Annotated in this window: 14 protein-coding genes; 6 read left to right on the top strand and 8 right to left on the bottom strand. The window is 69.0% G+C overall.

All coding sequences use genetic code 11. The features are described 5' to 3' along the window. Positions 1 to 3: 3 nt before the first annotated feature. From AB0J55_RS06420 to AB0J55_RS06395, 6 genes are all read right to left on the bottom strand, one after another. On the bottom strand, positions 4 to 618 hold the full coding sequence (locus tag AB0J55_RS06420) for an FABP family protein (RefSeq protein WP_364243725.1): 615 nt from the start codon (positions 616 to 618) through the stop codon (positions 4 to 6). A 231-nt stretch (positions 619 to 849) separates the two neighbouring features. Beyond that, positions 850 to 1,161 (bottom strand): DUF1416 domain-containing protein, encoded by a 312-nt coding sequence (locus tag AB0J55_RS06415; RefSeq protein ID WP_361087906.1) that lies wholly within the window; start codon positions 1,159 to 1,161, stop codon positions 850 to 852. Continuing rightward, positions 1,161 to 1,997: a sulfurtransferase gene (locus AB0J55_RS06410; RefSeq protein ID WP_364243722.1), complete on the bottom strand. Its 837-nt coding sequence runs from the start codon at positions 1,995 to 1,997 to the stop codon at positions 1,161 to 1,163. Before AB0J55_RS06410 ends, AB0J55_RS06415 begins: the two co-directional genes overlap by 1 nt. 28 nt (positions 1,998 to 2,025) lie before the next feature. After that, positions 2,026 to 2,457, bottom strand: a complete 432-nt coding sequence (locus AB0J55_RS06405) for a DUF4395 domain-containing protein (RefSeq protein ID WP_364243720.1) — start codon at positions 2,455 to 2,457, stop codon at positions 2,026 to 2,028. A 266-nt stretch (positions 2,458 to 2,723) separates the two neighbouring features. Next, positions 2,724 to 3,149: a thioredoxin family protein gene (locus tag AB0J55_RS06400; RefSeq protein WP_364243716.1), complete on the bottom strand. Its 426-nt coding sequence runs from the start codon at positions 3,147 to 3,149 to the stop codon at positions 2,724 to 2,726. 10 nt (positions 3,150 to 3,159) lie between these two features. Further along, positions 3,160 to 4,059 carry a DUF2993 domain-containing protein gene (locus tag AB0J55_RS06395; protein ID WP_364243713.1) on the bottom strand — a complete coding sequence of 300 codons (900 nt, stop codon included), beginning with the start codon at positions 4,057 to 4,059 and terminating at the stop codon, positions 3,160 to 3,162. Between the two features lie 152 nt (positions 4,060 to 4,211). On the opposite strand from AB0J55_RS06395, the gene AB0J55_RS06390 reads away from it, so the two are divergent. The 6 genes from AB0J55_RS06390 (at position 4,212) to pstB (ending at position 10,105) form a co-directional block, all read left to right on the top strand. Then, a complete protein-coding gene (locus AB0J55_RS06390) occupies positions 4,212 to 4,955 on the top strand; it encodes a response regulator transcription factor (RefSeq protein ID WP_364243710.1) in 744 nt (247 codons plus the stop codon). A gap of 67 nt (positions 4,956 to 5,022) precedes the next feature. Next, on the top strand, positions 5,023 to 5,922 hold the full coding sequence (gene mshD / locus AB0J55_RS06385; RefSeq protein ID WP_364243706.1) for a mycothiol synthase: 900 nt from the start codon (positions 5,023 to 5,025) through the stop codon (positions 5,920 to 5,922). 226 nt (positions 5,923 to 6,148) lie between these two features. Continuing rightward, positions 6,149 to 7,279: a phosphate ABC transporter substrate-binding protein PstS gene (gene pstS, locus AB0J55_RS06380; protein WP_364243704.1), complete on the top strand. Its 1,131-nt coding sequence runs from the start codon at positions 6,149 to 6,151 to the stop codon at positions 7,277 to 7,279. A gap of 198 nt (positions 7,280 to 7,477) precedes the next feature. Beyond that, on the top strand, positions 7,478 to 8,398 hold the full coding sequence (gene pstC, locus AB0J55_RS06375) for a phosphate ABC transporter permease subunit PstC (RefSeq protein WP_364245904.1): 921 nt from the start codon (positions 7,478 to 7,480) through the stop codon (positions 8,396 to 8,398). 2 nt (positions 8,399 to 8,400) lie between these two features. Then, the gene (gene pstA, locus AB0J55_RS06370; RefSeq protein ID WP_364243701.1) at positions 8,401 to 9,318 is read left to right on the top strand and encodes a phosphate ABC transporter permease PstA; all 918 of its coding nucleotides are present in this window, start codon (positions 8,401 to 8,403) and stop codon (positions 9,316 to 9,318) included. A gap of 10 nt (positions 9,319 to 9,328) precedes the next feature. Beyond that, positions 9,329 to 10,105, top strand: a complete 777-nt coding sequence (gene pstB, locus AB0J55_RS06365) for a phosphate ABC transporter ATP-binding protein PstB (protein ID WP_125308653.1) — start codon at positions 9,329 to 9,331, stop codon at positions 10,103 to 10,105. A 127-nt stretch (positions 10,106 to 10,232) separates the two neighbouring features. Here pstB and phoU read toward each other — a convergent pair whose 3' ends face one another. Further along, complete coding sequence (phoU, locus tag AB0J55_RS06360; protein WP_364243697.1) at positions 10,233 to 10,898, bottom strand: phosphate signaling complex protein PhoU; 666 nt, start codon at positions 10,896 to 10,898, stop codon at positions 10,233 to 10,235. An 83-nt stretch (positions 10,899 to 10,981) separates the two neighbouring features. Further along, positions 10,982 to 12,412, bottom strand: a complete 1,431-nt coding sequence (locus AB0J55_RS06355; RefSeq protein WP_364243694.1) for an LCP family protein — start codon at positions 12,410 to 12,412, stop codon at positions 10,982 to 10,984. Between the last annotated feature and the right edge of the window lie 200 nt (positions 12,413 to 12,612).

The following is a 12,612-nucleotide window of genomic DNA, read 5'->3' as shown; positions in this document are numbered from 1 at the left end:
GCGTCAGCCGACGACGCGGTGCAGCAGGGCCGAGGTGTGCGGCTGCATCTCCTGGCCCACCATCGCGCGCTCTTCGACGTAGCCGAGGGAGCCCTCGATCAGGCCGTACAGGCGCTGGGCGGCGGTGACGTCCTTGGCCGTGGCCGTGCGGATCACCGCGTCCGTGCCGAGCTCCCAGGACGTCTGGTTGCGCGGCTTGCCGTAGTACAGCTCGACGATGCCGGTGTTGTGCGTGAGCAGCAGCTCGATCGTGTCGTCTGCCTGCGGCCGCCAGAACCCGGACTCGCGGGCGGCGGGGCGGATGACGTTGCCGTCGTCGTCCAGCAGCCACGCCCGGGACTCGTGGATCAGGAACGGGCGGCCGTCGTGCGAGATCGTCAGCTGCTGCGCGAACTTGCGCGGGCCGTCGATGGTCGGGTAACCGACCTCGCCCTCACCGCGCCAGACGCCGACGAGCGGCAGCAGCGCGAGGCAGGCGTCGTTGAGGTTCGGTCCCTCACGCAGGTTCGCCGTGTCGTTCGGGATGGGCAGGTCGTCCCACAGCGGGAGGTTGCGGGCGCGGGTGCTCTCCGCGCGCCTCTCCGCTGCCGCGATGGCTTCGTCGCCGCTGGCGGTCATGGGTCAGCGCTGGTCCGCGTACAGCCGGTAGACGACGTACACGGCGAACCAGGTGATGGCCACGCCCGCGAGGACCAGCAAGGTCGTAAACAGTGCTTCCACGGCTGGCAGCTTAGTCCGCCCGGCCCGGGACGGCCCTGCGCAGGGTCGGCGCGGTGAGCACGGTCACCCGCCCGGAAACGCCGTGAAGGCCTCCCTGCCGGAGCAGGGAGGCCTCCACGGGAAACGAACTCAGGCGACCGAGATGGCCAGCTGGTGCAGGCCGGGGCCTTCGGCGGTGACCGAAGCCTCGCCGTTGCCGGTGCGGTGCAGGGCGCGGACCGTCCACTCGCCCGGCGCCGCGTAGAAGCGGAAGTCGCCGTCGGCCGACGAGACGACCTCGCCGGTGAAGTCGCCGCCGCCGTCCAGGAGCCGGACGAACGCGCCGCCGACCGGCCCGTTCGCGCCCGTCACCTTGCCGGCCAGCACGACCTGGCCGCGCGTGTCGTAGTCCGCCGGCGTGGCCTCCTGGACCGGTGCGCCGCAGCTGTCGTCAACCGCCATCACTTGGCTCCCAACTCGACCGGCACGCCGACGAGCGAGCCGTATTCCGTCCATGACCCGTCGTAGTTCTTCACGTCTTCGTAGCCCAGCAGCTCGTGGAGCGCGAACCACGCGATCGAGGAGCGCTCGCCGATGCGGCAGTAGGCGATGGTGCCCTTGCCCTCGTCGATGCCCTCGTCCTTGTACAGCTCCTTGATCTCTTCCTCGGTCTTGAAGGTGCCGTCCTCGTTGGCGACCTTCGCCCACGGCACGTTCAGCGCGCCGGGGATGTGCCCGGGGACCTGGGACTGCTCCTGCGGCAGGTGCGCCGGGGCGAGCAGCTTGCCGGAGAACTCGTCGGGCGACCGGACGTCGATGAAGTTCTTCGAGCCGATCGACTGGACGACCTCGTCGCGGAACGCGCGCAGCGAAAGGTCCTGGTCCTGCGCCTTGTAGTCGGTGCGGTCGCGCTTGACCTCGTCGGAGTTCAGCTCGCGGCCGTCGAGCTCCCACTTCTTGCGGCCGCCGTCGAGCAGCTTGACCTTGTCGTGGCCGTACAGCTTGAAGTACCAGTACGCGTACGCGGCGAACCAGTTGTTGTTGCCGCCGTAGAGGATCACCAGGTCGTCGTTGGAGATGCCCTTCTCCGAGAGGAGCTTCTCGAAGCCCTCCTTGGAGACGAAGTCACGGCGCACCCCGTCCTGCAGGTCGTTCCGCCAGTCGAACTTCACCGCGCCCCGGATGTGGCCGGCGTCGTAGGCGGTGGTGTCCTCGTCGACCTCGGCGAACACGACGCCGGGGGTGTCCAGGTTCTCCTCGGCCCACTGGGTGGTGACCAGGACGTCTTCACGGCTCATGGACAGAACTCTCTTCCTTGGTTGTTCTTCAGGACGCGCGGGCGGGGCTGAAGCGTTTGATGAGCAAGTACATTTCGCAGCCCAGACAGAAGTTGAAGGCCGCGTTGAGGAAGGCGGCGAACAGCGCGAACGCCGTCGCGACGATGCCGAGCGGGGTGAGCCCGACGGCGAAGCCGACCGTGCCGACCAGGGCGAACACGAACCCGACGGCCTGGGCGAACCGCAGCGGCGCCGCGTCCTCCCGCTCGGACGTCGGACCCAGGCGCGGGGCCACCAGCGTCCGGTAGACGATCGAGTACGGCGCCGGCTTCAGTCCGACGAAGGCGCCGATGGCGAACACGACGGTCTGGAGGGCCAGCAGCGGCCACCACTCGGTGACCAGCACGACCGCGAGCACGATCGTCGTCAGGATGGCGGCGAACCGCGGGCCTCGCGGGTCGACGGCCGGTCCGGCGGGCATTCGTTCCTCCAGCTGGAGCAGAGGGGGTGCGTGCGAACGGCACGCGTCAGCGGCATCAGGGCTGGCTGGGTCTCCGGACGTCGTTCAGCGCCGGTCGGTGTGAGCGCGACACAGGCTGCTGCGGACGCGGCAGAGGTCGACTGCGCGTCGCTGCGTCAAGAAGGTGGTCAGCCCGGTCACGGGTGCGAGGGTACCCAGAGCTCCCTCAGAGTGGGAACCACGTTCATACCTTGGGACGATTCCCGTTTTCTGGGACAACGCCCTGGTCAGGGTGTCCGAGTCGTGAGATGCGGCCGCAGCGCGTCGAGCAGTTCGGGCCCCTTGGGGACGCCGCCGACGCGCAGCAGCTCCCGGCCGTCCGGGGTCAGCGCGATCGTGGTCGGCGTCCGCAGCACGGACAGCGACTGCGCGATCTCCGGGGCGTTCGTGACGTCGAGTTCGACGTGGTGCAGGCCGTCGGTGCGCTCGGCCAGCGGCGCGAGCACGGCCTTCGCGTGCCGGCAGGGCGCGCAGAAGGTGGTGGAGATCTGGACCAGCGTCACGGCGGACGCCGGGTCGAGCACGTCGGTGACGGGGCCGGGCAGGTCACGGGCCGGCTTGGCGTCCCGGACCCGGCCGTTGCGCACGCGCAGCAGCACGCCGACGGCCGCGGCGGCCACCAGCGTCGCCACGAGCACCCACAGCCCCGTCACCGCCCGCTCCCTACCTGCTCAGATCCGCGAAGGACACGTTCGCCGCTTCGCCCTTGATCGTCACCGATCCGCTCTGCACCCGCACGCCGGTCGGGGTGACCGACAGCGGCAGGTCCTTCGTGCTGATCGACGCGTTGAAGTTCGGCATCAGCACCTTCTGCACCGCCTGCGGGACGACCGTCGTCTCCTGGTCGTTCCCGAACTGCAGGCGCTTGGGGAGGAAGTTGATCGTGCCCTTGGCCGCGTCCGCCTCGATCATCGCGAAACAGAAGATTTCCAGATCCTTGCCCGCGAACGGAAGGTGTCCCGAAATGCGGACACCGGTGCTCGACTCGTCCTGGTCGGCCTGGCCTTCGGTGGTCTTCGCCGGGGTCGGCGTCGGCTCGCTCTGCCCGCTGTCGCCGTTCTGCACGTACTCGGTGGTCGACGGCTCGATCCGCAGGTCCTTGATCTTGTCCAGCGGGGAGAGGCGGGCCAGGTCGGCGGCCTTGATGGTGACCGAGCCGGTCAGCTTGCCGATGGTGATCGCCTTCGTGTTGCCGTTCGTGAGGTCCGACAGCGGCGCCTTGACGTCCTCCAGCTCGGCGTTCACGGCGACGTCCTGCAGCTTGTCCGCGACCGGGATGCCGGCGGCGGACACGCTGATGTGGCGGTAGTCACCGCCGAGGGCCTGCGTGAGGAACGGGAAACCGTGGATCGTCACCGAGGGGTCGTCGCTCAGCTGCAGCTGCGTGCGGGCCTTCTGCGAAATCATGTGCTCGGCGAACGCCGCGGCCCCGAAATCGGCGCCCACCAGCAGCAGGACCAGCACGACGAGGGCGATCACCCAGCGCCGGGCGCGGCGGCCGCGGCGTCGTGCGTCCGGCCTCGGTGCGGGTCGGTCGTCCCGGGTCACGGGCCTGCTCACCATCGCGTCCGTACTCCTGTTCGTCGGGGACACCCGGATTCCTCCAGGTGTGATCGATCCAGCAAGGGTTAGGTGCCCGGCCGTTCAGCCGCTATTCTCACTTAGCACCGACCAACGCCGCTGTGCGGCGACGACTCGAGAAGGCGGTGCGGCTGATGAGCCTGGACCTTCTGGTACTGACTGCGGAGGCCGACGCCACCTCGGTGCTGCCCGCGCTGGACCTGCTGCCGCACACCGTACGCGTCCGCGCTCCCGAGGTGACGGCCCTGCTCGACGCGGGCCACCGTGACGTGATCCTCCTCGACGCCCGCAGCGACCTGGCTTCGGCGAAGAGCCTCTGCCGCCTGCTCAAGGGCACCGGCGAAGAGGAAGCGGCCACCCCGATCATCGCCGTCGTCGGCGAAGGCGGGCTCGTCGCCGTGAGCGCCGAGTGGCGCACCGACGACATCCTGCTGCCGACCGCGGGGCCGGCCGAGGTCGACGCCCGGCTGCGGCTGGTGACGACCCGCGACGGCGGTTCCGCGCAGGTCGAGGCCGAGCTGCGGGTCGGCGAGCTGGTCATCGACGAGGCGACCTACACCGCCCGCCTGCGCAAGCGCACCCTCGAGCTCACCTACAAGGAGTTCGAGCTGCTCAAGTACCTCGCGCAGCACGCGGGCCGGGTGTTCACCCGCGCCCAGCTGCTGCAGGAGGTCTGGGGCTACGACTTCTTCGGCGGCACCCGCACGGTCGACGTCCACGTCCGGCGGCTGCGCGCCAAGCTCGGTCCCGAGCACGAGCAGATGATCGGGACCGTCCGCAACGTCGGCTACAAGTTCGAGCGGCCGGCCAAGGGCGGCGTGCCTCGCCAGGCGACTCCGGCCGAAGCGCCGGCCGAAGCTCCCGAACTCGCGCACTGACGTCCCCACGTTCACCTGGACGCGGTGACAACCGTCGCGTTGCCTCATCCGCGGGTACGGTCGCAGGGTGACCGGAGAGTGGCGGCAGGAACTGGACGAAAAGCAGCTCGAGGACGTCCGCGGGCTGCTGCTGGCCGTGCGGGAAGCCGACGGGCGGCCCGAGGTCGAGCCCGGGGGTCCGCTCCCCGGCGAGTTCGACGGCGGTGAGCACCTCGTCGCCTGCGTCGACGGCGAAGTCGTCGCGTACGCGCACCTCGACACGACCGGCGACTCCTTCGGGCACCAGGTCGCCGAGCTGTTCGTGCACCCCGCCCACCGCAACCGCGGCTACGGCGCGAAGCTGCTCCAGGCGCTCGACGAGCGGGCCGCGGTCGGCTTCCGGGTCTGGGCGCACGGCGACCACCCGGCCGCGCGGAAGCTCGCGCAGAAGACGGGCCTCGAGCGCAAACGCGAGCTGCTGATCCTGCACGTCGACGTCGAAGGCGCGGACTGGCCGGAGCCGATCCTGCGCGAGGGCGTCTCGCTGCGGACGTTCGTGCCGGGGCAGGACGAGGACGCCGTCGTCCGGGTCAACGCCCGGGCCTTCGACTGGCACCCCGAGCAGGGCGCGCTGACCGCCGACGACGTCCGCGCGGACGAAGCTCGTCCGTGGTTCGACGCGGACGGTTTCTTCCTCGCCGAACACAAGGGCGAGGTCGTCGGGTTCCACTGGACGAAGGTGCACGAGCCCACCCCGGGCCGGTTCGGCGGCGAGCGCGTCGGCGAGGTCTACGTCGTCGGCGTCGACCCGGCCGCGCAGGGCGGCGGGCTCGGGCGGGCGCTCACGCTCGCCGGGCTGCGGTACCTCGCGGGCCGCGGGCTGCGGCAGATCATCCTGTACGTCGAGGGCGACAACGCGCCCGCCCTGGCGGTCTACACCAAGCTGGGGTTCGCGCGGTACGAGACAGACGTCCAGTACGGTCGGTAACCGTTACAAACGGCGTGCCAACAGTCCGTCACAGTGTGCGAACGCCCAGGTCACGGGCCGGACACGGCACTCTTTCGGGCTAGTCGCCCTGCTCACATCGACCGCCTTGTTCACTTTCCGTTCATCTGGAGAGGGGCACCCGTCCACCGTGGCTGCCTAATGTCCGGATCCGGCGCGGCAGCACAGCCGCGACGACCCGGTCAAGCTCCTGATGGAGGAAACAGCAGTGAAGATCATGCGGCCCCTGAGCGCGGTGGGCATCGTCGCGAGCGCCGCCCTCGTGCTCGCCGCCTGTGGTTCCGACCCCGCGGCGACCAACAGCAGCAGCTCGAACTCGGCTTCGGCGCCCGCTGCCACCGGCACCGCCGACGTGGAGTGCGGTGGCAAGAGCCCGCTCTCCGCGGAAGGTTCGTCGGCGCAGAAGAACGCCATCGACATCTTCACGCAGCAGTACGGCAAGAAGTGCTCCGGCCAGCAGGTCAACTACAACCCCAGCGGCTCGGGCGCCGGCGTCAAGCAGTTCAACGCCAACCAGATCGACTTCGGCGGCTCGGACTCGCCGATCAAGGACGCGGACCTCGAGGCGGCCAACAAGCGCTGCGCGAGCGACGCGCTGAACATCCCGCTGGTCGTCGGCCCGATCGCGGTCGCCTACAAGCTGTCCGGGGTGGACAAGCTGGTGCTGACCCCGTCGGTCACCGCCAAGATCTTCAGCGGCGGCATCACCAAGTGGAACGACCCGGCCATCAAGGGCATCAAGGGCAACGAGAGCCTGAACCTGCCGGACAAGGCCATCCAGGTCGTCTCCCGCTCCGACGAGTCGGGCACCACCGACAACTTCCAGAAGTACCTGGGCGCGGCGGCGAAGGCCGACTGGACCAAGGGTGCCGGCAAGAAGTTCAACGGCGGCGTCGGCAACGGTGCGCAGGGCTCCAACGGTGTCGCGACCGCGGTGAAGGCCTCCGACGGCGGCATCACCTACGTCGAGGGCGCGTTCGCCAAGGACGGCCTGACCCCGGCCCTCATCGACAGCGGCTCCGGCGGCGTCGAGCTCAACGCGGCGAACGTGGCGAAGTCCCTGGACGCGGCCAAGTTCCTCAAGGACGGCTCGAAGGACCTGGCGCTCGACCTCAACGGCATCTACGCCAGCAACACCCCGGGTGCCTACCCGCTGCTGCTGACGACCTACGAGATCGTCTGCTCGAAGTACGCGGACCCGAACGTCGCGAAGGCCGTCAAGGCGTTCCTGACGGTGGCGGCCACCGACGGCCAGCAGCCGCTGTCGGCCAAGGGCTACGTGCCGATCCCGCAGTCGCTGCAGACCAAGGTCCTCGACTCCATCAAGTCGATCTCCTGACCCGGTCTTGCGATCGTTTCCCGAGTTGAGACAGGCTGGACCAACTAGTCGATGAGCGAGTCATCCTCGACGCGAACGCCCACCGGCGACCCCGGTGGGCGTTCGTCGTCCGCCACCACGCCCCCGGAGGTCCCGATTTCGGCGCAACCAGCCCCGCCGGCGGCGAACGAGCCGCCCGCGAGTGAGAAACCGAAGAAGGTGCGGCCCGGTGACCGCATCTTCCAGAACCTGACCACCGGGGCAGGGGTCTTCGTCGTCGCCCTGATCGGCCTGATCGGGCTCTTCCTGCTCATCCAGGCCATCCCGGCGCTGCAGGCCGACAAGGCCAACTTCCTGACCAACCACGGCTGGACGACCAGCGACCCGGCGAACATGTCGTTCGGCATCCTCGACCTGCTCGAGGTCACGGTGGCGACGTCGCTCGTGGCGCTGATCATCGCGATGCCGGTTTCGCTGGGCATCGCGCTGTTCCTGACGCAGTACGCGCCGCCGCGCCTGGCCCGCCCGTTCGCCTACGTCATCGACCTGCTCGCCGCGGTGCCGTCGATCATCTTCGGCCTCTGGGGCATCCTGGTGTTCGCCCCGGCGATCGAGCCGTTCTCGCAGTGGGTCAACGACACGTTCTCGTGGTTCCCGCTGCTGGCGCCGGGCAACGTCGCGCCGAGCGTGCGCGGCACGATCTTCACCGCCGGCATCGTGCTGGCCGTGATGATCCTGCCGATCATCACCTCGCTCTCGCGCGAGGTGTTCGAGCGGACGCCGACCCCGCACATCGAGGGCGCGCTGGCCCTCGGCGCCACCCGCTGGGAGGTCATCCGCACCACGGTGCTGCCGTTCGGCAAGGCCGGCTACGTCGGCGCGTCCATGCTCGGCCTCGGCCGCGCGCTGGGCGAGACGATCGCGCTGGCCGTCATCCTGCTCATCCCGCAGGGCAAGAACTTCGACTGGAGCCTCTTCGACGGTGGTGCCACCTTCGCCTCGAAGATCGCCGCGAACTACAGCGAGTTCAACAACGAGGTCTCGGCCGGGGCGTACATCGCGGCCGGCCTGGTGCTGTTCGTGCTCACCTTCGTCGTGAACTTCGCCGCCCGGTCCGTCATCGGCAAGAAGGGGGACTGAGCATGTCCGTCACCTCGCTCGAAGCGCCCGCGGCGACTCCGGCGTTCCAGCAGGTCAGCCTGGCCCGCAAGGTCAAGAACGGGCTGGCCACCACGCTGGTCTGGCTGTCGTTCCTGATCGCCGTCGTCCCGCTGGTGTGGGTGCTCTACACGGTGATCGCGAACGGCATCAAGCGCATCCCGTACAGCAACTGGTGGTCCGAGGACTTCGGGGACGTGCTGTCCGACGAGGTCGGCGGCGGTGTGCTGCACGCCATCATCGGCAGCCTGCTGCAGGGCCTCGTCTGCGCGATCATCGCGGTGCCGATCGGCATGCTCGTCGCGATCTACCTCGTCGAGTACGGCCGCGGCAAGCTCGCCAGGGCGACCACGTTCATGGTGGACATCCTCTCCGGTGTTCCGTCGATCGTGGCCGCGCTGTTCATCTACGCGCTGTGGATCACGACGCTCGGCCTGCCGCGCAGCGGGTTCGCCGTCTCGCTTTCCCTGGTGCTGCTGATGATCCCGGTGGTCGTCCGCTCGTCGGAGGAGATGCTGCGGATCGTCCCGGACGACCTGCGCGAGGCGTCGTACGCGCTGGGCGTGCCGAAGTGGAAGACGATCATGAAGATCGTGCTCCCGACGGCGTTGTCCGGCATCGTCGGCGGCGTCATGATGGCCCTCGCCCGCGTGATGGGCGAGACCGCGCCGCTGCTGGTCCTCGTCGGTTATTCGGCCTACACGAACTGGGACATCTTCCACGGCGAGCAGGCCGCGCTGCCGCTGCTGATGAACAACGAGCGCGTCAGCAACCCGATGGACCCGGGCTCGGTCGGCTTCGACCGGATCTGGGGTGCGGCCCTGACCCTGGTGCTCATCATCGCGCTGATCAACCTCCTCGCCACCGTGTTCGCGCGCCTCGTCGCCCCGAAGAAGAAGTGAGCTGTTCCTGATGGCCAAGCGAATCGATGTCAAGGACGTCGACATCTACTACGGCAAGTTCCACGCCGTGGACGGCGTCACCCTGTCCGTGCCGCCGCGCAACGTCACCGCGTTCATCGGCCCGTCGGGCTGTGGCAAGTCGACGGTGCTGCGCACGCTCAACCGCATGCACGAAGTGATCCCCGGCGCCCGCGTGGACGGCCAGGTGCTGCTCGACGGCGAGGACATCTACGCGTCGTCGGTCGACCCGGTCCAGGTGCGCCGCACGATCGGCATGGTCTTCCAGCGCCCCAACCCGTTTCCGACGATGTCGATCAAGGACAACGTCGTCGCGGGCCTGAAGCTGGGCGGCACCAAGGGCAAGAAGACCCTCGACGACATCGCCGAGCGCGCCCTGCGCGGCGCGAACCTGTGGAACGAGGTCAAGGACCGCCTCAACAAGCCGGGCGGCGGCCTCTCGGGTGGTCAGCAGCAGCGTCTGTGCATCGCGCGGGCGATCGCGGTCCAGCCGGACGTCCTGCTGATGGACGAGCCGTGCTCGGCACTGGACCCGATTTCGACGCTCGCGATCGAGGACCTGATCGGCGAGCTGAAGAAGGACTACACGATCGTCATCGTCACGCACAACATGCAGCAGGCGGCCCGGGTTTCCGACCAGACGGCGTTCTTCAACCTCGCCGGCGTCGGCCAGCCGGGCCGGCTGGTGGAGCTGAACGACACGGAGAAGATCTTCTCCAACCCGGACGAAAAAGCCACGGAAGACTACATTTCCGGTCGCTTCGGCTGAGCAGCCGTTGCTGCGGAAGGCCTTTCTCACCGGCGCTCGGGGCCGGTGAGGAAGGCCTTTCGTTTTGTCCAAAATGGAGAGACGAAAAAGCCCCCGGCGCCGGCCGGGGGCTTTTCCTTTTGCAGGCTCAGATTTCGTCGTCGGTGCCGTAGCCCGGCATCTTGCCGGTGACCACGAAGATCATCCGCTTGGCCACCGAAACCGCGTGGTCGGCGTAGCGCTCGTAGAAGCGGCCCAGCAGCGTCACGTCGACCGCTGAAGCCACCCCGTACGGCCATTCGCGGTCCATCAGGACCGTGAACAGGTGGCGGTGGATGTCGTCCACCTGGTCGTCGTCGGACTCGATCGACTTCGCCGCTTCGATGTCCTTGGAGTGGATGACCTGCTCGACCTGGCGGGCCAGCTTGACCGCCACCTCGCCCATCTCGGCGAAGTACGGGCGCACCGAATCCGGCAGCACCGGCTCGGGGTGACGGCGCCGGGCGGCCTTCGCCACGTGGAGCGCCAGGTCGCCCATGCGCTCCAGGCTTTCGGCCGCGTGGATCGCCGCGAGCACCGTGCGCAGGTCCGTCGCCACCGGCGCCTGGAGGGCCAGCAGGGCGTACGCCTGCTCCTCGCACTGGGCGCGGGCGTCGTCGACCTTCGAGTCGTCGCTGATCACCTGCTCGGCGAGACTGAGGTCGGCCTCCAGGAGGGCGCGCGTGGCGCGCTCCATGGCGTCGGCGACCTGGACCGACATCCCCGCCAGGTGGTCGGCGAGCTGTTCGAGTTCGACATGGTAGGCCTCACGCATGGCCCAACCCTACGGCCAACCGTGGCCAAACACCGCATCGCCGGGTGAACCGCACGTGAACCCGGACTAACGATCCTCGCGGATCAGCCGTTGCTCGTGCTCTTGCGGGTGGTGGTGGACTTCGAGGTGCCGCTGCTCTTCGGCTTCGACGTGCTGGTCGGCGGCGCCTGCTCGCTGCGCGGGATCGGCGCGTTCGGGTCGGGCAGCGGGGTGTTGTTGCGCAGCGCTTCGAACAGGGCCTTCGTCTTGCTGAGGACGAGCACCTCGTTGCCGCGGCTGTTGGCGATGCCGACGGTCGGGACGGTGAGGAAGGTGATCTTCGACGGGTCGAGGCCCTTCATCGACTGCGCCAGCGTCATCATCTGCTTGACGCCGAGGTTGTCGCCGAAGGTGGCCTTCGCGAAGGCGGTGATGAAGTCGCTGAGCTTGCCGGGGTCGAGCACGACGTCCGAGGACATGACCTTCTTCAGCAGGGCGCCGATGAACTCCTGCTGCCGCTTGATCCGGTCGTAGTCCGACTTCGCCACGTCCGCCTTGACGTGCCGCGCGCGCACGAAGTTCAGGGCCTGGTCGCCGGAGATCGTCACATCACCGGTCTGCATCAGGACCTTGCCGAGGATCTCGTCGTCGATCGGGATGTCGGTATGGATGGTGACCCCGTGCACGGCGTCGACCATTTCCTTGAAGCCATTGAAGTCGATGCCGACGAAGTGGTTGATCCGCAGGCCGGTGATCTGCTGGATCACCTTGGTCACGCAGGCCGGCCCGCCCACCGCGTACGCGGTGTTGAGCTTGGCGATCTTCTGCCGCGGGGAGACCTGGTCGGTCGTCTTGTTCTGCGCGGGGTCCCAGCGCTGGCAGTCGGGCCGGTCGATCTCGAGGTCACGCGGGAACGACGTGACGACGACCCGCTTCCGGTCGGCCGGGATGTGCGCCACCATCACGGTGTCGCTTCGCGCGCCCGGGTTGCTGTCGGCGGTGCCGACGCCTTCTTCGGCGGAGGCGCCGTCGCGGGTGTCGGAGCCGACCATCAGGAAGTTCTCGTCGTTGGCCTGCGCGTCGGCGTCCTGGATGTCGGACGAGTTCTCGTCGAGCGCGGAGACCTGGGTGAACTTGGCGTCGAAGTAGGTCTGCGCGCCCCAAGCACCACCGATGCCGAGGAAGACGAGCCCGGCGACGACGGCGGCGGCAATCCGCCCGAACCGCGCCGCCCGGTCGGTCTTCAGCTGCTTCTTCTCCTGCAGCCGCGTCTGCTCGGGTTCGGGCGCTTCTTCGGGCGACGGCGTGGTGGCGACGACGCGGTGCAGGGCGGTGCGGGTGCTCTCGATGAGGGAGGTGGGCGAGAGCCGTTCACGGCGTTCCCGCCGCTTGGCTTCCTCGGCTTCCATCTCGTCGTGCGCGGCGGAGAACCGGGCGAGGGTGTGGTCGATCTTGCGGCGGTACTGGGTCGCCTCGTCGATCGCTTCCATCTCGTCGGTCATGGTGAGCGGATCGAGAGCGGCCCGAGGGGGCACGCCGGCCGGAGCATCGGCGGCTGGGGGGTGGCCGTCGGGCGCTGCGCCTTCGGCTGCGCGGCGGGCCGCGGGGCCGTCGGAAGTGCGCTGGGATGCGGCTGCTTCGGCACCTGGTGTGCGGCGGGGGCCGTCCTGCGCGGCGCCTTCGGCGGCGGCCGCTGCGCGGCGGGCAGCCGGGCCATTGGCGGCGCGGCGGGGCG

The organism is Amycolatopsis sp. NPDC049688 (assembly GCF_040674975.1).
GTDB lineage: Bacteria > Actinomycetota > Actinomycetes > Mycobacteriales > Pseudonocardiaceae > Amycolatopsis.
The sequence above is the reverse complement of the archived record's forward strand: the minus strand, read 5'-3'. Positions and strand labels throughout refer to the sequence as shown.

What these genes read in the sequence shown, in the direction of transcription:
- pstA (WP_364243701.1), top strand. Translation starts at nt 8,401, where the DNA reads ATGTCCGTCACCTCGCTCGAAGCGCCCGCGGCGACTCCGGCGTTCCAG.
- AB0J55_RS06390 (WP_364243710.1), top strand. Translation starts at nt 4,212, where the DNA reads ATGAGCCTGGACCTTCTGGTACTGACTGCGGAGGCCGACGCCACCTCG.
- AB0J55_RS06405 (WP_364243720.1), bottom strand. Translation starts at nt 2,457, where the DNA reads ATGCCCGCCGGACCGGCCGTCGACCCGCGAGGCCCGCGGTTCGCCGCC.
- AB0J55_RS06420 (WP_364243725.1), bottom strand. Translation starts at nt 618, where the DNA reads ATGACCGCCAGCGGCGACGAAGCCATCGCGGCAGCGGAGAGGCGCGCG.
- phoU (WP_364243697.1), bottom strand. Translation starts at nt 10,898, where the DNA reads ATGCGTGAGGCCTACCATGTCGAACTCGAACAGCTCGCCGACCACCTG.
- AB0J55_RS06415 (WP_361087906.1), bottom strand. Translation starts at nt 1,161, where the DNA reads ATGGCGGTTGACGACAGCTGCGGCGCACCGGTCCAGGAGGCCACGCCG.
- pstB (WP_125308653.1), top strand. Translation starts at nt 9,329, where the DNA reads ATGGCCAAGCGAATCGATGTCAAGGACGTCGACATCTACTACGGCAAG.
- AB0J55_RS06410 (WP_364243722.1), bottom strand. Translation starts at nt 1,997, where the DNA reads ATGAGCCGTGAAGACGTCCTGGTCACCACCCAGTGGGCCGAGGAGAAC.
- AB0J55_RS06395 (WP_364243713.1), bottom strand. Translation starts at nt 4,059, where the DNA reads ATGGTGAGCAGGCCCGTGACCCGGGACGACCGACCCGCACCGAGGCCG.